General features: G+C 63.2%; 30 protein-coding genes. 18 read left to right on the forward strand and 12 right to left on the reverse strand.

Features of this window, described 5'->3' with window-relative positions:
• The first annotated feature begins 80 nt into the window (after positions 1-80).
• The 6 genes from dnaN (at position 81) to JWP26_RS13270 (ending at position 8,572) form a co-directional block, all read left to right on the forward strand.
• Positions 81-1,202 carry a DNA polymerase III subunit beta gene (dnaN, locus tag JWP26_RS13245; RefSeq protein WP_299728329.1) on the forward strand — a complete coding sequence of 374 codons (1,122 nt, stop codon included), beginning with the start codon at positions 81-83 and terminating at the stop codon, positions 1,200-1,202.
• Between the two features lie 7 nt (positions 1,203-1,209).
• A complete protein-coding gene (locus JWP26_RS13250; RefSeq protein WP_299728332.1) occupies positions 1,210-1,440 on the forward strand; it encodes a hypothetical protein in 231 nt (76 codons plus the stop codon).
• A gap of 52 nt (positions 1,441-1,492) precedes the next feature.
• Positions 1,493-2,620: a DNA replication/repair protein RecF gene (gene recF, locus JWP26_RS13255; protein ID WP_299728336.1), complete on the forward strand. Its 1,128-nt coding sequence runs from the start codon at positions 1,493-1,495 to the stop codon at positions 2,618-2,620.
• A gap of 101 nt (positions 2,621-2,721) precedes the next feature.
• A complete protein-coding gene (gyrB, locus tag JWP26_RS13260; protein ID WP_299728339.1) occupies positions 2,722-5,148 on the forward strand; it encodes a DNA topoisomerase (ATP-hydrolyzing) subunit B in 2,427 nt (808 codons plus the stop codon).
• Between the two features lie 268 nt (positions 5,149-5,416).
• A complete protein-coding gene (locus tag JWP26_RS13265) occupies positions 5,417-8,107 on the forward strand; it encodes a PBP1A family penicillin-binding protein (protein WP_299728342.1) in 2,691 nt (896 codons plus the stop codon).
• Between the two features lie 3 nt (positions 8,108-8,110).
• Positions 8,111-8,572, forward strand: coding sequence for a GNAT family N-acetyltransferase (locus JWP26_RS13270; RefSeq protein WP_299728345.1), 462 nt, complete (start codon positions 8,111-8,113; stop codon positions 8,570-8,572).
• A gap of 6 nt (positions 8,573-8,578) precedes the next feature.
• On the opposite strand, the gene JWP26_RS13275 is transcribed toward JWP26_RS13270, so the two are convergent.
• Together JWP26_RS13275 and JWP26_RS13280 are read right to left on the reverse strand one after the other, a co-directional pair.
• The gene (locus JWP26_RS13275) at positions 8,579-9,247 is read right to left on the reverse strand and encodes a M48 family metallopeptidase (RefSeq protein ID WP_299728347.1); all 669 of its coding nucleotides are present in this window, start codon (positions 9,245-9,247) and stop codon (positions 8,579-8,581) included.
• Positions 9,248-9,613: 366 nt separating this feature from the next.
• Positions 9,614-10,099 (reverse strand): DUF2852 domain-containing protein, encoded by a 486-nt coding sequence (locus tag JWP26_RS13280; protein ID WP_299728350.1) that lies wholly within the window; start codon positions 10,097-10,099, stop codon positions 9,614-9,616.
• Between the two features lie 158 nt (positions 10,100-10,257).
• Here JWP26_RS13280 and JWP26_RS13285 point away from each other — a divergent pair, with 158 nt between their 5' ends.
• On the forward strand, positions 10,258-11,568 hold the full coding sequence (locus JWP26_RS13285; RefSeq protein WP_299728405.1) for an ActS/PrrB/RegB family redox-sensitive histidine kinase: 1,311 nt from the start codon (positions 10,258-10,260) through the stop codon (positions 11,566-11,568).
• 141 nt (positions 11,569-11,709) lie between these two features.
• On the forward strand, positions 11,710-12,261 hold the full coding sequence (locus JWP26_RS13290) for an ActR/PrrA/RegA family redox response regulator transcription factor (RefSeq protein WP_299728353.1): 552 nt from the start codon (positions 11,710-11,712) through the stop codon (positions 12,259-12,261).
• Here JWP26_RS13290 and JWP26_RS13295 read toward each other — a convergent pair.
• Positions 12,258-12,605, reverse strand: a complete 348-nt coding sequence (locus JWP26_RS13295; protein WP_299728356.1) for a DUF1428 domain-containing protein — start codon at positions 12,603-12,605, stop codon at positions 12,258-12,260. The two genes, JWP26_RS13290 and JWP26_RS13295, sit on opposite strands and share 4 nt — an antisense overlap.
• Positions 12,606-12,763: 158 nt before the next feature.
• Between JWP26_RS13295 and JWP26_RS13300 the strand changes: the two genes are divergently transcribed.
• On the forward strand, positions 12,764-14,422 hold the full coding sequence (locus JWP26_RS13300; RefSeq protein WP_299728359.1) for an MBL fold metallo-hydrolase: 1,659 nt from the start codon (positions 12,764-12,766) through the stop codon (positions 14,420-14,422).
• Positions 14,423-14,568: 146 nt separating this feature from the next.
• Here the strand turns inward: JWP26_RS13300 and JWP26_RS13305 are convergent, their stop codons facing one another.
• The 6 genes from JWP26_RS13305 to JWP26_RS13330 form a co-directional block, all read right to left on the reverse strand.
• On the reverse strand, positions 14,569-15,030 hold the full coding sequence (locus JWP26_RS13305) for an MmcB family DNA repair protein (protein WP_299728361.1): 462 nt from the start codon (positions 15,028-15,030) through the stop codon (positions 14,569-14,571).
• Positions 15,023-16,204, reverse strand: a complete 1,182-nt coding sequence (locus JWP26_RS13310; RefSeq protein ID WP_299728363.1) for an MFS transporter — start codon at positions 16,202-16,204, stop codon at positions 15,023-15,025. The genes JWP26_RS13305 and JWP26_RS13310 overlap by 8 nt, the downstream gene beginning before the upstream one ends.
• Complete coding sequence (locus JWP26_RS13315) at positions 16,201-17,367, reverse strand: MFS transporter (RefSeq protein WP_299728365.1); 1,167 nt, start codon at positions 17,365-17,367, stop codon at positions 16,201-16,203. Before JWP26_RS13315 ends, JWP26_RS13310 begins: the two co-directional genes overlap by 4 nt.
• A gap of 157 nt (positions 17,368-17,524) precedes the next feature.
• Complete coding sequence (locus JWP26_RS13320; protein ID WP_299728367.1) at positions 17,525-18,076, reverse strand: hypothetical protein; 552 nt, start codon at positions 18,074-18,076, stop codon at positions 17,525-17,527.
• Between the two features lie 107 nt (positions 18,077-18,183).
• Positions 18,184-19,062 (reverse strand): LysR family transcriptional regulator, encoded by an 879-nt coding sequence (locus JWP26_RS13325; RefSeq protein WP_299728369.1) that lies wholly within the window; start codon positions 19,060-19,062, stop codon positions 18,184-18,186.
• 18 nt (positions 19,063-19,080) lie between these two features.
• The gene (locus tag JWP26_RS13330; RefSeq protein ID WP_299728372.1) at positions 19,081-19,242 is read right to left on the reverse strand and encodes a hypothetical protein; all 162 of its coding nucleotides are present in this window, start codon (positions 19,240-19,242) and stop codon (positions 19,081-19,083) included.
• Here JWP26_RS13330 and JWP26_RS13335 point away from each other — a divergent pair.
• Both JWP26_RS13335 and JWP26_RS13340 read left to right on the forward strand, forming a co-directional pair.
• A complete protein-coding gene (locus JWP26_RS13335) occupies positions 19,241-19,468 on the forward strand; it encodes a DUF1127 domain-containing protein (RefSeq protein ID WP_299728375.1) in 228 nt (75 codons plus the stop codon). The genes JWP26_RS13330 and JWP26_RS13335 overlap by 2 nt on opposite strands.
• A gap of 16 nt (positions 19,469-19,484) precedes the next feature.
• Positions 19,485-20,450: an aldo/keto reductase gene (locus JWP26_RS13340; RefSeq protein ID WP_299728378.1), complete on the forward strand. Its 966-nt coding sequence runs from the start codon at positions 19,485-19,487 to the stop codon at positions 20,448-20,450.
• 52 nt (positions 20,451-20,502) lie between these two features.
• Here JWP26_RS13340 and JWP26_RS13345 read toward each other — a convergent pair whose 3' ends face one another.
• Positions 20,503-20,808, reverse strand: a complete 306-nt coding sequence (locus JWP26_RS13345) for a septal ring lytic transglycosylase RlpA family protein (RefSeq protein WP_367184129.1) — start codon at positions 20,806-20,808, stop codon at positions 20,503-20,505.
• 514 nt (positions 20,809-21,322) lie between these two features.
• Here JWP26_RS13345 and JWP26_RS13350 point away from each other — a divergent pair.
• The 6 genes from JWP26_RS13350 to JWP26_RS13375 all read left to right on the forward strand — a co-directional run bounded on the left by JWP26_RS13350 (position 21,323) and on the right by JWP26_RS13375 (position 24,446).
• Positions 21,323-21,694: a DoxX family membrane protein gene (locus tag JWP26_RS13350; protein ID WP_299728381.1), complete on the forward strand. Its 372-nt coding sequence runs from the start codon at positions 21,323-21,325 to the stop codon at positions 21,692-21,694.
• Positions 21,695-21,772: 78 nt separating this feature from the next.
• Entirely contained in the window at positions 21,773-22,279 is a 507-nt protein-coding gene (locus tag JWP26_RS13355; RefSeq protein WP_299728384.1) for an Rrf2 family transcriptional regulator, read from the forward strand.
• Between the two features lie 12 nt (positions 22,280-22,291).
• The gene (locus JWP26_RS13360) at positions 22,292-22,756 is read left to right on the forward strand and encodes a carboxymuconolactone decarboxylase family protein (RefSeq protein WP_299728387.1); all 465 of its coding nucleotides are present in this window, start codon (positions 22,292-22,294) and stop codon (positions 22,754-22,756) included.
• A 30-nt stretch (positions 22,757-22,786) separates the two neighbouring features.
• A complete protein-coding gene (locus JWP26_RS13365) occupies positions 22,787-23,296 on the forward strand; it encodes a DoxX family protein (RefSeq protein ID WP_299728390.1) in 510 nt (169 codons plus the stop codon).
• Between the two features lie 2 nt (positions 23,297-23,298).
• Entirely contained in the window at positions 23,299-23,703 is a 405-nt protein-coding gene (locus JWP26_RS13370; RefSeq protein ID WP_299728393.1) for a DUF4260 domain-containing protein, read from the forward strand.
• A 35-nt stretch (positions 23,704-23,738) separates the two neighbouring features.
• Positions 23,739-24,446 carry a glutathione S-transferase gene (locus JWP26_RS13375; protein WP_299728396.1) on the forward strand — a complete coding sequence of 236 codons (708 nt, stop codon included), beginning with the start codon at positions 23,739-23,741 and terminating at the stop codon, positions 24,444-24,446.
• Here JWP26_RS13375 and JWP26_RS13380 read toward each other — a convergent pair.
• Both JWP26_RS13380 and JWP26_RS13385 read right to left on the reverse strand, forming a co-directional pair.
• Positions 24,443-25,045 (reverse strand): dihydrofolate reductase family protein, encoded by a 603-nt coding sequence (locus tag JWP26_RS13380; RefSeq protein WP_299728399.1) that lies wholly within the window; start codon positions 25,043-25,045, stop codon positions 24,443-24,445. The two genes, JWP26_RS13375 and JWP26_RS13380, sit on opposite strands and share 4 nt — an antisense overlap.
• A 76-nt stretch (positions 25,046-25,121) precedes the next feature.
• Positions 25,122-25,829 (reverse strand): TetR family transcriptional regulator C-terminal domain-containing protein, encoded by a 708-nt coding sequence (locus JWP26_RS13385; RefSeq protein WP_299728402.1) that lies wholly within the window; start codon positions 25,827-25,829, stop codon positions 25,122-25,124.
• Between the two features lie 176 nt (positions 25,830-26,005).
• Here JWP26_RS13385 and JWP26_RS13390 point away from each other — a divergent pair.
• Positions 26,006-26,303 (forward strand): aminotransferase class III-fold pyridoxal phosphate-dependent enzyme (locus JWP26_RS13390; RefSeq protein ID WP_299728411.1); only part of this gene is annotated, 298 nt, incomplete at its 3' end.

A 26,303-nucleotide genomic window follows, 5' to 3' on the forward strand; every position in this document is an offset into this window, starting at 1 on the left:
CAAATTGTAAAGGTCTGCCCCCGGCTCGCCGGGTGTTTCCTGTCCGTTTCGGGCAGTCTCGTGTGCAAGGATTTAGGGTTATGAAGGTCACGCTCGAACGCAATCATCTGCTCAAGTCGCTGAGCCATGTGCATCGGGTCGTCGAGCGGCGCAATACCTATCCTATCCTCGCCAACGTGCTGTTCAAGGCCAGTGACGATACCGTCGAACTGCGCGCGACGGACCTGGATATCGAAGTCACCGAATCCGTGCCCGCAATGGTAGGCACCTCGGGCACCACCACAGTGCCCGCCCACACGCTCTACGAAATCGTGCGCAAGCTGAGCGATGGCGCCGAAGTGCGTCTGGAAACCGATGGCGCCGAGCAGATGACGCTGACCTCGGGTCGCTCGCGCTTCAACCTGCAATGCCTGTCGCCCGATAGCTTCCCGGATTTGAAGTCGGGCAATTTCGGCCACGAATTTTCCATGCCGGCCTCGGCGTTGCGCGAATTGATCGAGCGCACCCAGTTCGCCATTTCCAATGAGGAAACCCGCTACTACCTCAACGGCATCTATTTCCACACCGTCGATATTTCCAACCAGGGCACCGTGCTGCGCGCCGTCGCCACCGATGGCCACCGCATGGCCCGCGCCGAAATCGACGCCCCTGCGGGCTCGGCCGGCATGCCGGGCATCATCGTGCCGAAGAAGACGGTTGGCGAAGTGCAAAAGCTGCTCGATGGCGCCGATGGCGACGTGGCGGTGGAAGTGAGCGACACCAAGATCCGCTTCAAGGTCGGCCCGGTCGTGCTGCTCAGCAAGCTCATCGAAGGCACCTTCCCCGATTATGATCGGGTGACCCCCAAGAACAACGACAAGCAGATGAATGTCGACCGCGCGGCATTTGCCACGGCGGTAGATCGCGTCTCCACCATCGCCTCCGAGCGCGGCGGCAAGGCGGTCAAGCTCTCCGCCAAGGATGGCTTGCTGGAACTTTCGGTGACCAATCCCGATCACGGCACGGCGTCCGAAGAGCTCGCCGTGGAATTCGAAACCGACGGTTTTGAAATCGGCTTCAATGCCCGCTACCTGCTCGACATCGTGGGCCAGATCCGCTCCGACAGCGCCGTGTTCATGTTTAACGATGCCGGCTCGCCCACGCTGGTGCGCGAAGAGGGCGAGGCCAAGGCGCTCTATGTGCTGATGCCGATGCGCGTTTGAGGGCTTCGTGGCACGTCCACCGGCCGAGACCCCTGCCGCCCGTGCGGCCAGATTGGCGCTCATCAGCCTGCCGGCTTTTGGCATTGGCGTGGCTTTGATGGCGCTGGGCTATGGCAACTTCCTGGCGCCAAACCTGGCGGCGATTGTGCGCTGGATTGGCGGGGCACTGGCGGCGATGAGTTTTTCGATTGGCTTCGTGGCGATCCGCACGATGATCGCCGCGCGACCTCAGCGATAGGCGACACAGATCTGGCAATCGAAATAGCACTGACCCGGCCGAGGCTACCGGCATGACCCGCCACGTCTCCCGCCTCCGCCTCACCGCCTTCCGCAACTACGCCTCGGCGGCATTGGACCTCGACGAGCGCCATGTCGTCCTCACCGGCCCCAATGGCGCCGGCAAAACCAACCTGCTCGAAGCCATTTCCCTGCTTTCCCCCGGCCGTGGCCTGCGCCGCGCCAGCTTTGACACCGTGCAGGCGCAGGGCTCCGACGCCGGCTGGGCCGTGGCCGCCACCGTGGAAACCGATGATGGCCCCGCCGATATCGGCACTGGCGCGGGCCCCGACGATTCTGGCCGCCGCGTGCGCATCAATGGCGCCAATGCGCGCTCCGTCGAGGCGATGAGCGACTACCTCCGCGTGCTCTGGCTTACGCCCGCCATGGACGGCCTGTTCTCCGGCCCTGCCAGCGACCGCCGCCGCTTTTTGGACCGGCTGGTGACCACACTCATCCCCGGCCATTCCGCTGCCGTCAGCGACTTCGAAAAGGCCATGCGCCAGCGCAACAGGCTGCTCGATGACAATGGCGAGGGCCGCTGGCTCTCGGCTATCGAGGCCCAGATGGCCGAGCTTGCCGCCGCCATCCATCACGCCCGCACCGACAGCCTGGGACAGCTGCAATCGCTGATCGCCGAAAGCTTGGAGGATGGCAGTTTCCCCGCTGCCCATCTGGCGCTGACGGCGCTGTTCGAGGACCGCCACGAGCCGGTCTCCTCCTCGGCGCTCGAAGCCGAGCTGGCTTCCCTTTGGGCCGGCTCCCGCGCCCTTGATCGCGCCGCCGGACGCACCATATTTGGGCCTCACCGGGTTGATCTGGAGGTTACCTACGCCCAAAAGGGCATGCCGGCGGCCCTGGGTTCGACCGGGGAGCAAAAGGCGCTGCTGATCGGGCTCATCCTTGCCCAGGCGCGCCTCGTCAAATTACGAACTGCGATCACGCCGTTCCTGCTGCTCGACGAGATTGCCGCCCATCTCGATCCCGACCGCCGCCGGGCGCTGTTTGTGGCCCTCGACCGGCTCGGCACGCAATGCTTTTTGACCGGTACCGACCCGCTGCTGTTCGAGGCTCTCGGCCCTCGCGCGCAGCCCATCACGGTGCGCGATGGCCGCCTCTATCCGGACACCGCGCGCCCCTGAGTCTATTCCCCGCCAAACCGGCCCAAAAGGCCAATTTGCTTGGGGTTTGGCCCCTGTTCCGATAGAACTAGACGCACCGTAAACGAAGCGATTCGAAGCCCATGACCGATACCGAAAAATCCTTGCCCTCCGACTACGACGCCGACAGCATTAAAGTGCTCAAGGGGCTCGATGCGGTGCGCAAGCGACCGGGCATGTATATCGGCGATACCGACGACGGTTCGGGTCTTCACCACATGGTTTACGAGGTGGTCGATAACGCCATCGACGAGGCGCTGGCCGGCCATGCAGATCTGGTGCAGGTAACGCTCAATGCCGATGGATCGGTGACCGTCATCGACAATGGTCGCGGCATGCCAACCGGCATTCATACCGGCGAGGGCATTTCGGCGGCCGAGGTCATCATGACCCAGCTCCACGCCGGCGGAAAGTTCGACCAGAATTCCTACAAGGTCTCGGGCGGCCTGCATGGCGTTGGCGTCTCGGTGGTCAATGCCTTGTCGCAGTGGCTCAAGCTCAGCATTCGCCGCGAAGGCAAGATCCACGAGATCAGCTTCACCCATGGCGACGCCGACGCGCCGTTGGCGGTAACCGGCACCTATGAGGGCCGGACCGGCACGTCTGTGACCTTCCTGCCGTCGCTGGAAACCTTCACCATGGTGGAGTTCGATTTCAAGACGCTGGAGCATCGCCTGCGCGAACTCGCCTTCCTCAATTCCGGCGTCCATATCCTGCTGCATGATCGCCGCGCCGCCGACCCGGTCGATATCGATCTCTACTACGAGGGTGGGCTTGAAGCCTTCGTGCAATATCTCGACAAGTCGAAAAGCCCGATCATCGACAAGCCCATCCTGATCATGCACGAGAAGGACGGCATCACCGTCGAAGTCGCGCTGCAGTGGAACGACAGCTACCACGAGAACGTGCTCTGCTTCACCAACAACATCCCCCAGCGCGATGGCGGCACCCACCTTGCGGGCCTGCGCGGCGCGCTGACGCGCCAGGTCAATGGTTATGCCGATACGTCGGGCATTTCCAAGAAGGAAAAGGTCACGCTCAACGGCGATGACACCCGTGAAGGGCTGACATGCGTGCTGTCGGTCAAGGTTCCCGATCCGAAGTTTTCGAGCCAGACCAAGGACAAGCTGGTCTCCTCCGAGGTGCGTCCCGTCGTTGAAAACGTCGTCAACGAAAAGCTGGGCCAGTGGTTCGAGGAGCATCCCCAGGAAGCCAAGCTGATCGCCACCAAGGTGGCCGAAGCCGCGGCCGCCCGCGAAGCCGCCCGCAAGGCGCGCGAACTGACCCGTCGTAAAGGGGCACTCGAAATCTCCTCGCTCCCCGGCAAGCTCGCCGATTGCCAGGAACGCGATCCGGCCAAGTCCGAAATTTTCATCGTCGAGGGCGACTCGGCTGGCGGCTCCGCCAAGCAGGGACGCGACCGCGCCACTCAGGCCGTGCTGCCATTGCGCGGCAAGATTTTGAACGTGGAGCGCGCGCGCTTTGATCGCATGATCGGCTCCGACCAGGTCGGCACGCTGATCACCGCTTTGGGCACCGGCATCGGCAGCGAGGAATTCAACGCCGACAAGCTGCGCTACCACAAGATCATCATCATGACGGACGCCGACGTGGACGGCGCCCATATTCGTACATTGCTGCTGACCTTCTTCTACCGCCAGACCATCGAGCTGATCAAACGTGGCCACATCTACATCGCCCAGCCGCCGCTCTATAAGGTCAAGCGCGGCCAGTCCGAGCAGTACCTCAAGGACGAGCGCGCGCTGGAGGATTACCTGCTGTCGACTGGGCTCGACGAAGCGGTGTTCACCACCCGCGACGGCGTCGAGCATGCGGGGCAGGACCTGCTGGGCATCCTGCAGCAGGCGCGCGACATCGTCCATGCTATCGGCAATCTTAACACCCGCTACAATCGCAGCCTTGTCGAACAGGCCGCCATCGTGGGCGGGCTCGATCCCGAAGGGCTGAGCGACCCGGCGCGCATCAATGTCACCATGGACCGCGTCGCCAACCGGCTCGACCGCATCTCCGACGAGCTGGAGCGCGGCTGGACGGGTTTGGTCACCGATGAAGAGGGCCTGAGCTTCTCGCGCACCGTGCGTGGCGTTAGCGAAACCCACCAGATCGACCAGGCGCTGCTGCAATCGGCCGATGCGCGTAAGCTGCGCCAGCTGGCTGCGCGTCTCGATGAACTCTATGGCGGCGTGCCCACGCTCAACCGAAAGGGCGACGTAACGCAGGTTTTCGGACCCGCCTCGCTGTTCAAGGCCGTCACCGATGCGGGCCGCAAGGGCGTGTCGCTGCAGCGCTATAAGGGCCTGGGCGAAATGAACCCGTCCCAGCTCTGGGAAACCACGCTCGACCCCAATGCGCGCACCCTGCTCAAGGTGGAAATCCGCGAAACCGACGAAGCCGACTCCATTTTTACGGCCCTGATGGGGGACCTCGTCGAGCCCCGCCGCGACTTCATCCAGGACAATGCGCTCAGCGTCAGCAATCTGGACGTCTAGGACACATCGGCGTCATCCCGGGCTGACCGGGATGACGCCCTGACTTTTCGATGCCGTGCCTTCCGCGCAACAGCACCCGCCTAACCCGCCAAGACCCCCATAAACCGGCCACATTTTGCCCGGACAAGCGATCGGGACCGCGCCGATGCTGCCTGTGAGCGCTTGGCGAAGCGGTCGATATTGTGCCTTCACGATGCGATAAGCTCGGTTTCATGACTCAGCGGAACAGAGTACAAGGCGCACAAAGGCTGCTTTCAGGGTTCGATTGATGGATTTTCGCATTTCCCCCGATGACCGGGTCGGCGCTCAGGCCAAGCGGGGCGGCAAGCCCGCGCCACAAGCCAAAAGCGGCGGTCGCGATCGGGTCGAACCCTCCATGGGGCAGTCAGTCGGGGTTTTCGTCGACGACGAGCGCTCGGGCGGAGCGGCGACACCGCCCCCATCCAACAAAAAAGCTCCCAAGCGCGGCACCGCCAAGCTGCCACGCGGCAAGGCCCCCAAGAAGCGCCGCTCCCGCACCGGCGGCCTGCTCATGGGCTTGCTCTACTGGGGCTTTATCCTGGGCATCTGGGTTGGTCTCGCGGTTATCGGCGTCATCGTCTATTACGGCATGCAATTGCCGTCTTCCAATACCTGGGCCGTGCCCGATCGTGCCCCCAACATCCGCATTCTGGCCGCCGACGGCCAGCTGATCTCCAATCGCGGCCAGACCGGCGGCGAAGCGACGACCCTGCGTGAATTGCCCGCCTATGTGCCGGCCGCCTTCATCTCCATCGAAGACCGGCGGTTCTACGAGCATTTCGGCGTCGACGTGATCGGCTTGGCTTCGGTGGCGCTGGAAAGCGTCAAGGCCGGCGGGGTGACCCGCGGCGCCTCCACCATCACCCAGCAGCTCGCCAAGAACCTGTTCCTCACCCCCGACCAGACCCTGGGCCGTAAGGTACAGGAAGCCATTCTGGCCGTGTGGCTGGAGCAGAACTATTCCAAGGACGAGATTCTCGAGCTTTATCTCAACCGCGTCTTCTTTGGTCACGGTGCAACGGGCATCGATGCCGCCGCCCAGACCTATTTCGGCAAATCCGCCCGCAATCTGACCCTTGGCGAAGCCGCCATGCTGGCCGGCTCGCTGCAGGCGCCATCACGCCTCAATCCCAAGGGCGATCCCGCCGCCACGGCCGCGCGCCAGAAACTGGTGCTGCAGTCGATGGCCAATGAGGGCTACATCACCAAAGAGGAAGCCTCCGCCGCCCAGATCGATCCGTCCCAGACCGTGCGCACCAAGGTCGCGGGTTCAGAATCCTACGTGGCCGATTGGGTCGAAAGCCTGATGCAGTCCTATATCGGCGACGTCGATACCGACGTGATCGTCTCCACCACGCTGGATTGGCGCCTGCAGAAGGACGCCGAAGTTATCGTGCGCGAAATGGTCGCCAGCGAAGGGCCCAAGCGCCACTTCACCCAAGGCGCCCTCGTCGCCATGGACGTGGACGGCACTGTGCGCGCCATGGTGGGCGGCGTCGATTATCAGGCCAGCCAGTATAACCGCGCCGTCACCGCCAAGCGCCAGCCCGGCTCGACCTTCAAGCCCTTCGTCTATCTCGCCGCCATGGAAAAGGGCTACACGCCCGATACCTTGGCCGAGGACGCAAAGTTCGACTACAACGGCTGGAGCCCGCGCAATGCCTCGGGCAAATATGCCGGCACGGTGACGCTGCGCCAGGGCCTGGCCTATTCGCTCAACACCGTCACCGCACGGCTCGCCATCGACGTCACGCCTCAGGTGGTGATCGATACCGCCACGCGCATGGGCATTTCCTCTCCGCTGACTCCGGTCCCCTCGATCGCCTTGGGCACCCAGGAAGTAAACCTGCTCGAACTCACCAGCGCCTACGCGCCCTTCGCCAATGGCGGCATGGGCGTCATCCCCAATGTGATCACCTCGATCAAGACCGTGGATGGCAAGGTGCTGTACGAGGCGAGCAAAGCCGGCCCCGGCCAGGTCATCGCACCCCATGTGCTAGCCGAAATGAACGACATGCTGGAAACCGCCGTCGAAGTGGGCACCGGCAAGGGCGCCAACCTCAATGGCTGGACTTTTGGCGGCAAGACCGGCACCAGCCAGGAAGCCAAGGACGCTCTGTTTGTCGGCTATACGTCGCACATGGTGACCGGCGTTTGGCTGGGCAATGACAATTCAACCAAGACCACTTTGTCGGGCGGTAACGTGCCGGTGGCGATCTGGAGCCAGTTCATGACCAAGGCCCACGAGGGCCTCGAGGTTCGGCCGATCCCCAACGGTACCTATCAGCCCGATGCCAGCCAGGGCACGCCCCAGCAGGTCATGGACCCCAATACCGGCCAGCCGATGATCGATCCGGCCACCGGTCAGCCCATGGTGCAATATGTCGATCCGGCCACGGGGCAACCTGTCCAGCCCGGCGCACAATTGCAGCAGCAGATCGACCCGGCCACCGGCCTGCCCTATGCGCAGATCGACCCGGCAACGGGCCAGCCGGTCCAGGCGCAGGCGCAAATCGATCCGGCCACGGGCCTTCCGGTCCAGCAGCAGCAAATCGATCCGGCGACCGGCATGCCTGTGCAGCAGATCGATCCCAATACCGGCATGCCGATCCAGCAGGTTATTCCCAGCGCCGGCCAGCCGGTGCAGGACGGGACCCAGCCGCAATATTACGACGCGAATGGACAGGTCATCCAGGGCTATCAGGTCGATCCCAATGCGGCCCAGCAGCCAACGCAATATGTCGATCCGAATACGGGCCAAAGCTATGAAGTGCGGGTCGATGCCAACGGCCAGCAAATACTGGTGCCGCCGGGAAGCGTGGGGCAGCAGCCACAGCCACAAGTATACGATCCCAACGCTCAGCAGCCGACGCAGCAGCAAAGCCCGGGTTCGCAGCGCACCCTGATGGACCTGATCTTCGGCGATCAGCAGAACTAGCGGGTGACGGCATCGATCAGACTGGCCCTGGCGCAAGATGTGCCAGCCATCGCCGAGTTGATCGATGCCGCCTATCAGCATTACGTGCCCATTCTCGGCCGCAAGCCGCGCCCGATGCTGGACGATCATGCCGCCCGCACGGCTCGCGGCGAAAATTTTGTCTGGGATGACGATGGCTCACTGCTGGCGGTGATTGCCTTGGCGCCGGAACAGCATGCCGCGCTGCATATCTTCAACATTGCCGTGCATCCCGATGCGCAGGGCCACGGTTTGCTGCGGCAATTGCTGGACTTCGCGGAGGCTAAAGCGCGCGAAAGCGGACTGCCGCTGCTGACTTTGTACACCAACCAACTGATGACCCGGAACCGCGCCATCTATGCGCGGCTGGGTTTTGTGGAGGTGGGGAGCCAAGAGGCGAACGGGTACAGAATAGTCTTCATGCAGCGGCCCGTACTCGCTACCTGATCTGCCTCAGGCGCCGTACAGCATCAATTCGCGCCCTTGCGCCTTGAGCCAGGCGCGGCCGCGCTCCATGTCGGGCAGGGTGCGCTTCACCGTCGCCCAGAACTGGTCGGAATGGTTCATCTCCACCAGATGCGCCACTTCGTGGGCTGCCACATAATCGAGTACATGCGGCGGCGCGATGATCAGCCGCCAGTTGTAGTTCAGGTTGCCCGTCGACGAGCAGGAGCCCCAGCGGCTCGACTGGCTGCGCATTTTGATCGACCGCACCGTCACCCCGAGCCGTCCGGCATGGACTGCCGTGCGCGCGGCGAGATCGATCGCGGCCTCCGCCTTGAGCCAATCGACCAGCCGCCGCGCCTGATGCGCCGGATCACCCGGCACCAGCAACACCGGCAGGCCATCCACCTCGCTCAGTTCCACCCGCCCGCGCACCTTGCCGGTGCCGATGATGCGGTGGATGACGCCGCGCAGCGGTACCGTGCCGCCATCGCCCAGGTTGACCGCCTCGGGCGCCCGCTTCAGTCGCGCCGCCAGCCAATTGCTGTGCCGCAACAGGAACGCCTCGGCTTCGACCCACTTGCCATGCGGCGGCAGCGTCAGCACCGGCCCGCTGCTGGGCAGCGACAGCCGATAGCTGCGCGCCCGCGCATGGGTGCGCACGGCAACGCTCACCATGCGGCCGTCGATTGCCAATTCTGTGCTGGTCGGGATTTTTGGTTTGGCTTTGAAGAACACGGCGGGCAAGGGACCTTCGGCCGAAGCCGGTGAGAATCATGGGGCATTTTAGCACGGAGTTTGCCGCGGCCGCGATCTGTCCCCTCCCCTTGAGGGGAGGGCTAGGGTGGGGGGGCCCAACAGCGGTGGAGCCGGGCAAGCTAATCGCCACTCTGGCGGATAGCTCCCCCCACCCCTAACCCCTCCCCTCAAGGGGGAGGGGAATACGTCCCGCGCGCCCCCATCAAAAAAGGCGCCCCTTGCGGGACGCCCAGTTTCAATCGTTGGGAAACGACTGCCTCAGGAGGAGACTTCGGAAGCCAAAGCTCAGGCGTTGCCGCCGCTGCTCCAGCCATTATTGCTGTCGCCATTGTCGTCGCGCTTGGGCTCGGTATAGCCCTGGCGATTGCTGCGGCGGTCATTCATGAAGCGATCGAATTCTTCGCGGTCCTTGGCCTTGTTGAGGTTGGCCATATATTCGTGGAAGTCTTCGATTTCCGCATCGAGCCGGGCGCGTTCTTCTTCAAGGCGGCGCAGCTGTTCGGCGCGGTAGTCGTCGAAAGCGGCATTGCCGCTGGACGACTGCGCATAGTGGTGACGGCCGAAGCCGGCATGGCGGTTGCGATTGGGCGCGCACCAGTCGCGGCCCTTGTTGAAATAGGCCTGGGCCTTGTCGGCGGAGCCGCCGAACTTCTCGCCCCACAGGATGTAGGCGAGCACGACGAAGCCGACCGGCCAGAAGAAGATGAAGCCCATGACCATCAGGGCGATGGTGATCGGCGACCATTGAGGTTTGATAAGCGCTGTGTTCATTTCGTTGATCTCTTTCCCAGTCACGATTTATCAAAAGTGGCCCCGGAGCGGGTAGGATCAAGCATGTGCCCAAGGTTTTTTGGTCTTGAAATCATTTGCCGCCTTTCCTATGCGGCGCGCCAAAACTGACCCTGAACAAGGAAAATACCGTGACTTTGATGCAAGCCGATGGTCTGCCGCTGCCCTCCACCTGGCGCCCGCTGCGTCTGGAAACCCTGGTGCTGCTGCGCTGGCTGGCCATTGGCGGCCAGACCATCGGCGTGCTGTTCGTTGCCTTTGGGCTCGGCTTTCCGGTGCCGCTACCCGCCTGCCTGGCGCTGATCGCGCTCTCGGTGGGCGTCAATATCGTGCTGGTGGGACGCTTCGGTTCCGCCTATCGGCCCACCTCGGTGTTTGCCGCCAGCCAGATCGCCTATGACCTGCTGCAGCTCGGGTGCCTGTTGGCGCTGACCGGGGGCCTGCAAAATCCGTTCGCCATTCTGCTGCTGGCCCCGGTGTCGGTCTCGGCCACCACGCTGCCGCAACAGGCCACTGTGGTGTTGGGCGTGCTCGCGGCGCTGATCGCCACGCTGCTCTCGGTGTTCCACCTGCCCCTGCCTTGGGACCCGAGCGAAGCGCTGGTCTTCAACCGCATCTATGTGATCGGCATCTGGGTGTCGCTGATCTGCGGCGTGGTTTTCATCGCCGCCTATACGATGCGCGTCGCCCATGAAGCCCGCCAGATCGGCGATGCCCTGGCGGCGACCGAGCTGGCCCTGTCGCGCCGCGAGCAATTGAGTGCGCTCGATGGCCTCGCCGCCGCCGCCGCGCATGAACTGGGCACGCCGCTTTCCACAATCGCGCTGGCCGCCAAGGAAATGCGCGGCGAAGCCCCAGCCGGCAGCGAGCTGGCCGAAGACATCGAACTGATCATCGAGCAGGCGGCCCGCTGCCGCGCCATCTTGGCCAAGCTGCGCAATCTGGGTTCCGACGAGGCCGATCCCTTCGCCGAAGTGCCGCTGACCGATCTGCTCGCCGAAGTCGCCCGCCCCCATGAGGGGCGCGGCAAAGTCATCGCCTTCGCTTCTGAAAAAGCCGCCGGCCCGCCGCCGGTGTTCCACCGCAGCGTCGGCCTGCTCTATGGGCTGGGCAATCTCATTGAGAATGCTACCGATTTCGCCCGCCAGACGGTGCGCATCGAATCCAGTTGGGACCGCTCCGCCATTAGCGTTACCATTACCGATGACGGCCCCGGCTTTGCCCCCGAATTGATCGCGCGGCTGGGCGAGCCCTATCTCACCAGCCGCCCCCGCGACCCGCAGGCACGCGACGCGCATCTGCCGGGCGGCCTTGGCCTCGGCATTTTCATCGCCAAGACTCTTCTCGAACGCACCGGCGGACGCCTGGCCTTCCAGAATCTCGATCCGGCTGGGCATGCCCAGGTCCGCATCGTCTGGCCCCGCTCGGCGATCGAGTCCAATGGGCGCTAGTGCGCTGCGACATCCTGCCTCTTGTGACACCGGGGCCGAAACCAGACCTAGATGCTGTGATATTTGCTGTCGCAGCCCCGGAGGTTCACCATGGTCCATCTGCATTTTGACGTTTCCGCCACAAACGCTTATGTGAAGTCCATGAGCACGATTGAAGAGCTGTTGGCCACCGACCCGTCCCTATTGTTGGTGGACGATGACGCTGCATTCCTGCAACGGCTGGAGCGCGCCATGCAGCGCCGTGGCTTCGAGGTGCGCATCGCCGCCACCGTCGCCGCCGGCCTCGCCGCCGTGGCCGAGCGCCCGCCCGCCTATGCGGTGGTTGACCTGCGCCTTGAAGACGGCAATGGCCTTGAAGTGGTGCAGGCGCTGCATACCAAGCGCGCCGACGCCCGTGCCGTGGTGCTGACCGGCTATGGCAATATCGCCACCGCCGTCACCGCCGTGAAACTGGGTGCGGTCGACTATCTTTCCAAGCCCGCCGACGCCGACGACGTCATCAACGCGCTGCTCGCCACCGGCGAGGACAAGCCCGAGCCGCCGGAAAATCCGATGTCGGCCGATCGCGTCCGCTGGGAACATATCCAGCGCGTCTATGAGCTGTGCGACCGCAATGTGTCGGAAACCGCCCGCCGGCTGAACATGCACCGGCGGACGCTGCAGCGCATCCTGGCCAAACGCGCCCCGCGTTAAGCCACGAACAGGGCCTCGAACCCGCCATAGATCATGCGGGCGCCGTCGAACGGCATCTTCATGGCCTGCATACGCGCATCGCTCATCATTTTCTGCCCGACGGCGTCGCGTGTCGCCTTGTCCGGATATTCGATCCAGGAAAACACGATCGCTTCGTCGTCCTTGGCCGCAACGGCGCGCATGAAGTCCGTCTGCTTGCCCGCCGGCACATCGTCGCCCCAGGTCTCTACGATCCGTGTGGCACCCCATTCCTTGAACAGGACGGCAGCCTCGCGGGCATGGTCGATATAGGCCTGCTTGTTGGCCTTCGGCACGGCGGCGACAAATCCATCGACGTAAGTCATTTTCGCTCTCCTCTGCGGTGACACTGTTTCAATGACGAACGAGATGTCCGAGTTGCGACATCGCTCCGTCGGTTATTTGCGCGGAAACGCGGCGGTCCCCCTTTCGCCGTATTGTCAAAGCGTTAGTCTACGACAGCCGAGCAACCCGGGAGCCTGCCATGAGCGTCACCCTGCATTTCCACGGCGCGGCGGGCACCGTCACCGGGTCCTGCTATCGCGTGGTGCATCCCGGCGGGCAGTTCCTCGTCGATTGCGGCCTGTTCCAGGGCAATAAATCGGTCCGCGAGCTCAACCTCAAGCCGACCCCCTTCGATCCCAAGGCGATCGATTTCCTGCTGCTCACTCACGCCCATATTGATCATGCGGGCCTGCTGCCAAAACTCTATCGCGAGGGCTTTCGAGGCCCGATGTGGATGACCGAGCCCACCGCCGGCCTGCTCGAATATCTGCTACCCGATAGCGCCAGTATCCAGGAAAGCGAGGCCGAGCGCGAAACCAAGAAGCTCTCGCGGCGCGGCGAGGAGCCCGCCAAGCCGCTCTACACGCTGGAAGACGCCGAGGAAGCGCTGAGGCACCGCGAGACGACCGGCTATGCGCAGTGGATCGCCCCCGGCCCCGGCGTGCGTGCCCGCTATTGGAACGCCGGCCATATCATCGGCTCAGCCTCCATCGAAGTCGAAGTCATCGACACCGATGGCAAGCCCGTCACCGTCATGTTTTCCGGCGATATCGGCCCCGACGAGAAGGTGTTCTACAAGGAGCCCGAAGGCCCGGCCGGCTTTGATTACATTCTGTGCGAGTCCACCTATGGCGGCCGCGAACGCGACGACTATACGCTGGTCCAGCGCCGCGAGAGCCTCAAGACCGAGATCAACGAAGCCCTGCGCCGCGGTGGCAACCTCGTCATCCCCGCCTTCGCCGTCGAGCGTTCGCAGGAGCTGCTCCACGACATTGGCTACCTGATCAAGACCGGCGAGATTTCACCCCAACTGGTGTTTCTCGATTCACCCCTCGCCAGCAAGGTCACCAGCGTCTATCGCAAATACGCCAAGATGTTCGATGACGTTGAACTCAGCGCCAGCGAATTGTTCAACGACCCGCGCTTCCGCATCATCGAAGGTGTCGAGGAGAGCAAGGCGATCAACACCATCCGTGGCGGCGCCATCATCATGAGTGCCTCCGGCATGGCCGATGCCGGCCGCATCCAGCATCATCTGCGCAATAACCTGCCGCGCGGCAATGCCACTGTGCTGTTCGTCGGCTACCAGGCGCCCGGCACGCTGGGGCAGATCATCCAGTCCGGCGCCAAGGAGGTGCGGATACACGGCACGCTGGTGCCCGTCCGCGCCCGCATTCGCTCCATGGGCAATTACTCCGCCCATGCCGATCATTCCGAACTGATGGCCTGGATCAAGGAGCGCCTGCCCGCCCACGGCGCCATCTTCCTGACCCACGGCGAGGACGAGGAGCGCACCGCCCTGCGCGCCGCTTTGGTGACCAGTGGTCTCTCCGGTGATCAGGTCGTGCTGCCTCAACTCGACGACTTTTTCGAATTGCGCGCCAACGGCATTGCGGCGGTCATCCACCCTGCGACGCCGCGCATCGATCCGGCGCAGTTGACCACTGACTGGCATAACCAGTTTGCCGATTTCACCATCCGGCTCAGCCAGCGGCTGAATGGCGTTAGCGACGTGGACAAGCTGCGGGTCATGAAGGAATTGCAGGCCAAGTTGTCCGAACTGGGCGGCGACACCACGCCGCCGGTTTCGACGCTGGTGCCCCGCGCGCCAAACGAGTCGCAAGCTTTCGACGAGTAGACACCCTCATCCGGCGCTACGCGCCACCTTCTCCCCGACGGGGAGAAGAATAGAGAGAACGCCGCACTCTCAAGATTCCTCTCCCCGTCGGGGAGAGGGTGGCCGAGCGAAGCGGAGGCCGGGTGAGGGTGTCTGCCCCTCCACCCTCACTTCGGCCCCGGATCCATCAACAAATGTATCCGGTCCGCCCCCATCCGTGCCAGCTTGAGCATCAGCGCCTTGCGCCGTGCGGGGTTCAGGGGCGTATCGGGGCTGTCGCGTAAAATCGCTCCGTCATGCCCGTCCGCCACGATCAGCCCCTCGCTTTCGGGGAAAATCGCGGCGTCCAGCTCGGGCGGTTTGGCAAAGTAGAACTTGTCGGAAAATTCCCGATATTCCGGCCATTTCCGGTCCACCTGAAAATCGATCAGGCTGGATTTGATCTCGACGATCCAGATTTCGCCCTTCGGCCCGACGCCCAAAACGTCGGCGCGCCGACCATTGCGGAGCGGCACTTCGGCATAGCAGGCCATGTCGTAGACTTCGCGCAGCATTCGCATCACCCCGCGCTGCACGCGCAGCGCGGTGGCCGATTGGCGCAGGTCGACGATGGGCGGCAGCTCAGCCATGGCTGGATGCGGGTTCGACCCCGGCCGTGACGACCGGCCCCTTGGTGGCCAGCGCGCGGCAGGCGATCAGCCCCAGGATCAGGACTGGCAGGATCACCAGATACGACGAGCGGATGCCTAGATATTCGGCGACGAAACCGAGCAGCGGGGGCCCGAGGAAGAAGACGATGAACGTCACCTGGCCCAAGGCCGCCACGTTGACCGCCGATGGCCGGTCGGTGCGTTGCGCCGCGGCCGAAACGGCCAGCGGATAGACCGCGCTACAGCCGGCGCCCATCGCCGCAAAACCCACCAGCGCCACCCAATAGATCGGCGCGAAAGCCACGGCCACGGCGCCCGCAATCGCCAGTCCCATCAGCGTGATCGCGACGGTGCGCGGACCAAACCGGTCGACCACCGGATCGGCGGTCAGCCGCATGGCGGCCATGAAGCCCGAGAATAGCGTCAGCCCCAGACCGCCGGTGAACGGATCGACGGAAAAGACGTCGCGCATGTAAATGCCCGACCAGTCGATGCCCGCGCCCTCGACGAGGAAGGCCGCAATACCGATCATGCACAGCGGCAGCAAGCCCCAATGTGGAAAGGCGATCTTGGGGGTATCGCCCTGATGGCCGGTCAAGCGCGCCGGCGCATTGACCATCCCCGCCATCATCCAGATGCCGATAACAAACACCACGCCTACCGCGATCAGCAGATGGATCTCGATGGAGATTCCAGCGCCGCGCACGAATGCACCCAGGAGCGCGGTCACGAAAAACCCGAGGCTCCACATGCCGTGGGCCCGGTTCATGTAGCTCTTGCCGTATTGGGCTTCCAGCCGGTCGGTCTGCACGTTGAGGTTGATCTCAAGGGCACCGGCCAGAAGGCCGGCGACGAATAGCAGGATGAACACGCCCGGCGCCCAGCTCAGCCACGGGATCAGCGCATAACAGGTGGCGGTTCCCAGCACGGTCACCAATGCCGTGGTGCGCGCACCCAGCCGATCGATCAGTGGCGCCGAAAAGGTCAGCGAAATCAGCGAGCCGATGGCCATGCCGATCAGAGTAAGGCCCAGCTCGCTCTTGCTGACCTGCAATTGCTCCTGCAGGTCGGGCATGCGCGACAACAGGGCGCCCAGCGCAAAGGCGAACAGAAAGAAGCAGGCGAAGATACGATAGTGCGGCGCGATTTTCATGCCAGTTTCGCCTTGAACTTGGGAGATAGGGCGCCGGCCGCGAACAGGCTCACCACCACGAGGGGCAGGCCGATGCCGAAGGCCCAGCGGATGCCGAAATGCTCAGCCACAAAGCCCAGCAGCGGCGGTCCGAGCAGGAAGCCCACGAAGGAAATCTGCGCTAGGGCCGCCACATTGACCGCCGCGGGGCGATCCGTGCGCTGCGCCGCTGCCGACATGGCCAGAGGAAAAATTGCGCTGGTGCCGCAGCCCATCAGGGCGAAGCCGACCAGTGCCATCCAGGGCGCATTGGCGAAAAACACCATCAACGCCCCCACGCCAAGTACGCCCAGCAAAATCCGCGCCACGGTGACGGGATTGGAGCGCTCGACGAAGCCGTCGGCGAGGAACCGCATCAGCGCCTGGGCGCCGGCGCCCAGAGCCACGGCGAAACCGGCGAGGAACGGCTCGGACTGGAACACGTCGCGCATATAGATGGCCGACCAGTCGATGCCTGCGCCTTCCATCATCACCGCCGCCATGGTGACGCAGACCAGCACCAAGATGGCCAAAGTGGGCCGGGCAAAGCGCGGCCCCTCATCGGTGCTGCCCCCGGTGCGATGCTCGGCGGCCTCGAAGCGGCCCATGATCACGGCGGTGCCGATGAAGATCACCGGCACCATGATCAGCAGGTGCAATTGCGGCGACAGCCCGGTTTGGGCGATCAGCGAGCCGATCAGCCCGGCGCTGAAAAAGCCGATGCTCCAGAAGCCATGCGCCCGGTTCATGATGCGCCGGCCGATGGCGTGCTCGACGCGGTCGGCCTCAAGATTGACGATAACCTCGATCACCCCGATGGTCAGCCCCACCGGCAGCAACAGCAGGAACAGCGTCAGCGGCGAGGGCGCCCATACAGCCAGCGCGTAGAACACGGCCAGCAGCGGCAGCACGGTCAGCAGCGCGCGGCGATGGCCGACTTTTTCGATCAGCCCACCCGCAAATGTCAGGGAAATCAGGGTGCCGACGGCGGCGCCGATCAACGCCAGCCCGAGTGCGCCCTCGGCCACGCCCATGGCGCGCTGAATATCGGGCAGGCGCGGGAAAATGCTGCCCATGCAAAATGAATAGACGAAAAATGCCGCGTAGACCCGCAATTGCGGGGGCATGTCGATGCCGAATTTCATGATTGAAAAGAACTCGCGAACTGGAATTGGAGGCGACGCTAACCGGATTCGCCGCGCGGCGAAACAGCGTCTCAAATGCTCGCAAATCGTTTATTGCAACGTTGGAATAAAGGCAATTGTCCGCATGGCTACAATTGCGCGCGGGGCCAGCCAGCCGTCACAATACCGCGTAACTATCGTCGCTCAATACGCTGACGCCCGCTTCAAAGCTGCGCACGATTTCCAGCCGCCGGAACTGTCCACCCAATCGGCTTTCGGCCGGCCGATTTGAAGCCGCTACCCGGTCGCGCCGGTCTGGGCCGAAATAGCTCGAGGTCTCGAAATAGGTCAAGTTCGGCCCCACCTGCCGTCCAATCCGCTCGCTCACCCGCTGCTGGGTGAAGGGCATGGTGATAATGTCGTCGAACCCCAGATTGATGCAGGCCGAAATGGTCTCCGCCGAGGTCTTGTCGGAGAAATAGATCATCGGCGAAAACCGCACGCGCCGGCTCGGACAGAACCGGATTGCCTCGGCGATCTCGCTCAGGCTGGCAATCTGCACCACCGGGGCGAACAGGAAATAGCAAACTGGCGTCCTGTGCGCCTGGTTCTCGGCCGCCTCGATGCCGCCATAGGGCAGCACCGCCGCGAACTTGAGAGTCCGCGCGATATCGGCCAAAGCGGCGCCGGCCCCGGTGGTGGGGCCGATGATGAAAGCGGTGGCATGCATTGGTCGCGTCCCCGACCAGTTCTAGTTTCCCGTCAGCATGGTACCGCCCCCAATGCTAAGGGCGCGCTAACAGGCGGGCTGGTTTGTCCACGGATGACATCTGCACGCTATTTGCGCTGATGCAGCGGCCGCTCGCCACCAAACAGCGGCGCATTCTCGCGCATCAGCGCCGCTATGCGGTCGCCAATGGTGCGCACCGCCAGGCTATGGCGCTCCTCGTGATGGCTCACCAGCCATTGGTCAGTGCGCAATTCGGTGATCGCTGGTGCCACCCGGATCAGCCGCTCGTCGCTGTCGCCAACGAAACACGGAAATACCGACAGCCCCGCGCCCGCCGCCACCAGTTCCCGCACGCTCATCGCATCGTTGCCCCGCACCCCGATGCGGTCGCCATGATGCGCCTCGATCCAGCGCGCCGAATGGGTCTGCGCCCCGTCCCCCGCCACCCCCACAAACAGGCCCGCCGCCACGCCATTGATCAACTCGCGCCCCGAATAGAGCCCATAGGCGACGCTGCCGATCTGCCGTCCGGCCAGCCATTGCTCGGTCGGCCGCTGGTTGCGAATGCCCAGATCGGCATTGCGCCGCCCGATATCCACCTTCTCGTTGGCGGTCACCAGCTCCAGCCCGAAGCGGTCGGCTACCGTCCACACCCTGCCGATGTGGCGCGACACGAAGGCTGAAGTCCACGGCCCCGCCGATAGCCGCACGATGCGGTCGCGCCGATTGCCTTCCTTCCACCGCGTCAGCGACAGCATGGCCGCCTCGACATCCTCGGCGCGCGCCAGCAGGTCTTCGCCCGCGCTGGTCAGCCGATAGCCCTGCTGCGAGCGGTGAAACAGCGGCTCGCCGATTTGCCGCTCCAGCGCATTGACTCGGCGCCCTAGCGTCGCCGCGCTCAGGCCGGTGGTTGCCGTCGCCGCGCTCAGCCCGCCCAGTCGCGCCACGTCGAGAAACACTCTCAGGTCGTCCCAACCAAATTCCATTTTTCAATTCTGCAAAGCTCATTGCGTTCCTGACCATAGCGGCAGCGCTGCAATCGCGGCAAGTATGTCCCCATAGCGCGACAGAGCGCCAAACCATTTCTGGCAAAACAGCACTATTGAAAAACCGGTCCCTATTTCCGGCGCCGGCTTTGCCATGCCGAAATCCAGGAGATTTTCCATGCTGCGCAATCTCGTCACTCGCTATCGCATCTGGCAATTGCGGCTCGATACCACACGTCATCTCGAAAACTTCGACAACCGGTTGTTGGCCGATATGGGCATCGAGCGTGACGCCATCAAAACCATTGCCAGCCGCAGCGCCAAAGCCATGGTGGCCGAGCGCGAGGTCCGGACCGCGGCCCCTGCAACCAGTTGCGGGCAGCCCGATTGTGGTCTGGTCGCCTGAACCGAGGAGAACCACAATGCAGATCAACACACTGGGTCCGTTCGGTCCCGTCAGCCGCCTCACGCTGGGTGGCGGTGGCATCGGCCAACTCTGGGGCGAGGCGTCGGATAAAGACTCGGTGGATACGCTCCGCCGTGCCGTCGATACGGGCATCGATCTTATCGATACCGCTCCCGGCTACAGGAATTGCGAAAAAATGGTCGCCAAAGCCTTCGGCGGCAAACTGCCCGATGGCGTGCGCATCACTACCAAATACAGCCTGGGCACGCCGCCGCTGGCCGAGGTGTATGATCGCCTGCGGGTCTCGCTCGACGCGAGCCTTGCCGCCATGCTTTTACCCCGCGTCGACCTGATGATCCTGCACAGTGAAATCCGTCCTGATGATTTCGAATATCCGGCTGGCCAACCGCCCAAGGATATTCGCTCCACTAGTCTCAGCCTTTATCGCCAGGCGGTGGTGCCCGCTTTCGAGCGCTTGGTTTCGGAGGGCCTGATCGGCGCTTGGGGCATTACCGGCATCAATCACGCCGCCGCCACTATCGACGCCATGTCCTCCGGCCCCCGTCCTGCCGTGGTCCAGACGATCGCCAACCTGATGGATAGTCCGGGCGAAATGAACGGCACTGGCCTCGCGCCGCGCCCGCGCGATGTCATCACCGCCGCCAAAACCTATGGCGTGGGCGTCATGGGCGTCCGCGCCGTGCAGGCTGGCGCGCTGACATCGGGTATCGATCGGCCCGAACACAGCCCGACCAGCGCCGATTTCGACCGCGCCGCCTCCTACCGTGCGCTGTGCAAGCAATGGGGTGAGGACCCTGCCATTGTCGCCTATCGCTATGCCATCGGCATGGACGGCGTCGAGACGCTGGTGCTGGGGGTCAAGAATGTCGCCGAACTGGAGCAGGCGCTCGATGCTGAACGCCGGGGCCCACTCGATGCGGAGCAAGTCGCCGCCATCGACGCGCTAGGATTGCGCCTCTGAAATAAATGGGCCGCCCCCAGGGAGCGGCCCATTCATGATCTGCTATTTTCGTTCAGATCTGTTCGATGCAGACCGAAGTCGTGCCGCGATTGCGGAAGCCCAGCTTGGATGCGGCGCCGGCCGACAGATCGATAATGCGGCGGCCGTGGAAGGGACCGCGATCGTTGATGGTCACGACGATCGCATTGCCGGTGCGCTGGTCGGTCACGCGCAGCTTGGTGCCGAAGGGCAGCGAACGATGCGCCGCCGTCATGGCATTCTCGTTGAAAATCTGGCCGGAGGCAGCGCGGTGGCCGTTGAAGCCGGGGCCATACCAGGAGGCGCCGCCGCACTGGGCAAAGGCTCCTGCAGTGGACATTGTCAGGACTGCAGCAGCAAGTGCAGCGGCGAACATGGTCTTTTTGATCAAGCGTCTAGTCTCTCTTCAGTTGTTCCTGAACAGAGGCTTAATGGCGGGGCGGGGCCACAATGTGGGCCAATTGCCATAAAGGTCGCTCCGGCCACGCGCTGTTGCCGATAGAGCGCGGAAAATCGCGTGACGATTGCTTAATCTGTCCTCCAAGACTCTGCCGGGCGAAGGATATGAATCTAAAATCAAACGAGATCGGCGTTTAGGGCGTCCGGATTCCGCCTATAGTGAAATTGGATTTGCGTCGTGCGACTTTGCTGCAACAGTTCCGCCATTAGGACCACCCAGCCGCGCTTTCGGAGGGTTCCAGCAGAACTTTTGGCTGTTTTGCGGCAGTCCGGACCCAAATAAGGCAGGATTGTGACAGCGATAAACTGCCAAAAACCATGGATTGCGGCTTCCGCGCCAGCGCCGCGCCACGCAATATGGCGCCCGAGTCGCCAATAAGCGGCCGGGGGACGTCATGACACTTGCCACAACATTCATTCTTATCGGCCGTATCGTCTTCGGCCTGTTTTTCCTGATCGCCGGGATGCGCAACTTCGCCGGCTTTAAGACCCGCATTCCCTCAAAAACCAATTACGGCTGGGACCTGCCCCCGCCCATCGTCGCTTTGGGCTTTGCCATGCAACTGGTCGGCGGTGTGTTTCTGGCGTTTGGGGTGCTGCCCGTCTACAGCGCCGCACTGCTGATTGTTTTCCTGGTGCTCGCGACCTCGCTCTATCACAACCTTTTCCTGTTCCACGGCAAGGAGCGCGATCCGCATCTCTATCTGGTGCTGGTCAACATCACCCTCGCCGCCGGCCTGCTGATGATCATCGGCCTCTCGCTCTAGTTTTTTCGCGTCGCCACATCGTGGGCTTGACGGCTCCTTGATATCGTGGATATAAATTATCCACGATAGGAGATGTCCATGAAACTCGGTGACGGTGTCGAACAAGCCATCCACAGCGTATCGATGCTGTCGGGCCTCGCGACAGACGGCGTCCTCGCTGCCGCGGCTCTGGCCGAATACCACGGCGTGTCCACCAGCTATCTGCTCAAGCATCTGCAGGCGCTGGCCGGGGCGGGCATCTTGCAATCGGTGCCTGGCCCCAAGGGCGGCTACCGCCTGGCCCGGCCGGCGACCAAAATTTCTCTGCTTGATATCGTCCTCGCCATCGAGGGCCCGGCTCCAGCGTTTCGCTGCGCCGAAATCCGCCAGCGCGGCCCTGCTCCCCTTGCGCAGGAGTTCTACAAGGCGCCCTGCGCCATCAATGCCGCCATGCTCAAGGCCGAGCAGGCCTATCGCGCTGAACTGCGCAAGATCAGCGTTGCCGATCTGCAGACCGACAAGGCCACCCCGCTCGGCGCCGCCATCGACCAGCGCGGCTGCGCTTTTCTCGACCGCCATGAACGGCGCCAACCCGTTCCAAACTGAAGGACTTTTCCAATGCAAGCCCGCATCGATTTCTACGCCGCCTCCCCCGAAGCCACCAAGGCCGTCTCCGCCCTCGACCGCTACGTGGTCAAGGATAGCGGCCTGCCGCATCATCTGATCCACCTGATCAAGCTGCGCGCGTCCCAGCTCAATGGCTGCGCCTTCTGTGTCGACATGCATGTCAAGGAAGCCCGCCGCGGCGGCATGGGCGAGCAGTGGATCAACCTGGTTTCCGCCTGGCAGGAATCCCCGGTCTATAGCGCCGAGGAACGCGCCGTCCTGGGCTGGACCGAAGCCCTGACCCTCTTGGCCGATACCCGCGCGCCGGACGCTGATTTCCAGACCCTCAAGGCGCATTTCTCCGACGAGGACATCACCAAGATCACCGTCGCTATCGGCGCCATCAATGTCTGGAACCGCCTGGCCGTCGGCCTGCGCAGCCAGCACCCGATCGACAAGCCCGCTATTGCCGCCTGACCCTTCGACCCAGATGCATTGGACACCACCATGTTGACCGATACTAACCTTATCCTGCTGGCTCGACTGCTGCTGGGCGGCGCCTTCCTGATCTTCGGCATCCGCAACATCCGCAATGTCGATGGCCTGACCGCTGCCCTGACGGCGCGTGGCCTGCCTTTGCCTCGCGTCGCCGCCATTATCGGCGTGGCTTTGCAGATCGGCGGCGGGGCGCTGACGGCGGTCGGCCCGTTCGGCGCCATCGGCGGGCTCGCGCTAATCGTCTTCGTCGCGCTGGCGACGGTGCTGTTCCACAATTTCTGGGACTATTCCGGTCCCGACCGGGCCACCCATCTCAATGCGACCATCATGAATATGGGCCTGGCCGGCGCTTCCTGCTCCCGATCGCCAGCGCTTTGTAATCAATCGCGGCGGCACTCAGGTGCGTCCGCCAGCTCCGTGACGCCGATATTCAAAACTGAATGGCGGCTCGGCCGATTTGGCGGAAAGCCAAACATGTTTGGCAGAATTAGGGTCTGGTCATCCACCGAAAGGACCTGACCATGACCCCCGCTTCCGCAACACAGCCCGCCGTCACTTCTACTGACACCAATGTCATCTGGCTCCAGCGTCTTGAAGGCGCTGCCATGTTGGGCGCGAGCATTTTCGCCTACGCCTGGCTCGGCCAGTCCTGGCTGATCTTCGCCGTGCTGTTCCTCGCGCCTGATCTGGCCATGTTGGGATATCTGCGCTCGGCGCGCGTTGGCACAATGAGTTACAATCTGGTGCATACCTATATGGCGCCCGCCCTGCTGGCGCTCGCGGGGCTGATGCTTGGCCCATGGGCTTTCGGCCTTGCCGCCATCTGGATCGGCCATATCGGCTTCGACCGCATGCTCGGCTATGGTCTCAAACTCGGTGTGAGCTTTGACCGCACGCATTTGAGCCCAGCCGGCAACAAGCGCTGACTGGAACGCCTTGGCGGCTCGGCCATTATGCCGCCATGGCTTATGAACTTTACTATTGGACCGGCATCCAGGGCCGCGGCGAATATATCCGACTGGCGCTGGAGGAGGCCGGCGTGCCCTACCGCGACGTGGCACGAGAGAAGGGCGATGGCGTCATCGAGACACTGACCCGAAAAGCGCAAACGCCGTCCTTCGCGCCACCTTTCCTCAAGGATGGCGACCTGATCCTCGGCCAGGTCTCCGCTATTCTGCTCTATCTTGGCGACAAGCTCGACCTCGCGCCGAAAGACCCTCATCAGCGCCTCTGGACCCACCAGATTCAGCTCACCATTGCCGACCTCGTGGTCGAGGGGCACGACACGCACCATCCCCTTGGCGCCGATTTTTACTACGAGGACCAAAAGCCCGAGTCCAAGCGCCGTGCCGCCGATTTCCGTCAGCAGCGCGTTCCTAAATTCCTCGCCTGGTTCGAAACCATTCTGACCCGCAATCCTAAAGGGCCTGCCCATCTGGTCGGCGACCGCCTCAGCTATGCCGATCTCTCGCTATTCCAGATCGTGGAGGGGCTGGATTACGCCTTCCCCAAGCTGATGGCGCGGATCGGCGGGGATTACCCAAAGGTCCGCGCCCTGCACGATGCCGTAGTCGAGCGCCCCAACATCAAGGCCTATCTCGCCAGCCCCCGCCGCCTGCCCGGCAACGAGGACGACCTGTTCCGGCATTATCCGGAGCTGGATGTTTAGCCCTTGCTCACCTTGTAATCGACATGCGTCACGAACTTCGTGCTGCGGGCGCCGATCGGCTCGAGCTTGGCCGTCACTCCGTCCAGCAGGCGCTCGCCAGCGCCGGCGATGAGCGGCACGAGCTTGAGGTGAAGCTGCTCGATGACGCCGGCATTGAGATAGTGCCGCGTCGTCGAGACGCCGCCCGCAATCGCGATATTGCGTTCGCCTGCCACCTCCCGCGCCCGGGCCAGTGCCACTTCGGGTCCCTCGGTCACGAAATGGAAAACGTTGCCACCCTCCATCGCGATCGAGGGTCTGGCGTGGTGAGTCAAGACAAACACCGGCGCGTGGTAAGGCGGGTTTGGTCCCCACCAGCCTTTCCAGTCCTCTTCCCACGCATCGGGTCCGGGCGCGGCCCACATGTTGCGGCCCATGATATAAGCGCCATAACTGCAGATGGCGTCGATTTCGGCGCGGTTGTTATCGCCGTCCTCAAACATCCAGCGCGCCAGTTGCCGCGGATCGATAGTGCCGAACGGCCGCTCCCGGCTCTGGTTCAGGCCGGTGCCGAATCCGTCGAGCGTCAGCATCATATGGGCGTGAACTTGCTGGGCCATTTTCCGCTCCAATACTTAAGTATTTAATTAAGCAATACGGCGGTGCACGCCGCTTGTCAAGCGAATGCCTAACTATCTACACCTTCGCGCGCGGCGTCAGCCCATACAAAAACAGCTGTTCCAGATACCGCGCCGCATCCTCGAAGCGCCCCTCGCCGCCGCGGCTGGGCCCGAGCACGGCGCGCACCTGCACATCGAAATCGGCATAATGCTGGGTCGTCGCCCAGATCGAAAAGATCAGGTGATAGGGGTCAGCGCGCGCCAGCTTGCCCTCGTCCATCCAGCCCAGCAAGACCCCGGCTTTCTCGTCCACCAGATTCTTGAGGTCGATCTCGATCATCTCGATGATATGCGGCGCACCCTGCAGCATTTCGTTGGCGAACAGCCGGCTTTCGCGCGGATAGTCGCGCGCCATTTCCAGCTTGCGCCGGATATAGGAGCGGATTTCGGGGAAGGGGTCGCCGTCGGCATCCATCTCGCGTAGCGGCGCCAGCCAGGTCACCAGCAGCTCGCTGATAAGCCGACGGTGGATCTCTTCCTTGCGCGGAAAATAATATAGCAGGTTCGGTTTGCTCATCCCCGCCACGTCGGCGATCTGGTCGATGGTGGAGCCGCGAAAGCCGTGCACCGCGAACACGTCGAGCGCGGCCTCCAGGATCACGTTCTGCTTTTCGCGCTGGATGCGGGTCAGCGGGCGCGCCTTGGCGCTCGCTTTTCCCACGGGCTTGCCGTCGACCTCGATGGTCACGGACGTGTCGGCGTTTTTCACCTTGGTGGGAACCATTTTCGCCTTGCGGGAAAGTTTGGGAGTGCTAACATTTTTCCAACTGGTCAAAATTCTTGGGTTTGCGTTCCCACGTCAAGAGCCAATCAACAAGACCAAAAAAGTCATCGACCAATAGGGAGCCAGACACCGTGTCCAATTCCAATGCAGTGCCCAACGATCTCAGCGCTTTCTGGATGCCGTTCACCGCGAACCGGCAATACAAAAAGGCGCCGCGCATGTTCGTGGCCGCCAAGGATATGCACTACACCACGAGCGATGGCCGCCAGGTGCTCGATGGCACGGCAGGCCTGTGGTGCGTCAATGCCGGCCATGCTCGCCCGCTGATCGTCGAGGCCATCGCCAAGCAGGCGGCCGAACTCGATTACGCGCCGGCCTTCCAGATGGGCCACCCCAAGGCGTTCGAACTAGCCAACCGGCTGGTCGATATCACGCCCGGTGGACTCGACCATGTGCTGTTCACCAATTCGGGCT

Origin of the sequence: Devosia sp. (genome assembly GCF_028290435.1) — a bacterium.
In the GTDB taxonomy this organism is placed as follows: Bacteria; Pseudomonadota; Alphaproteobacteria; order Rhizobiales; family Devosiaceae; genus Devosia.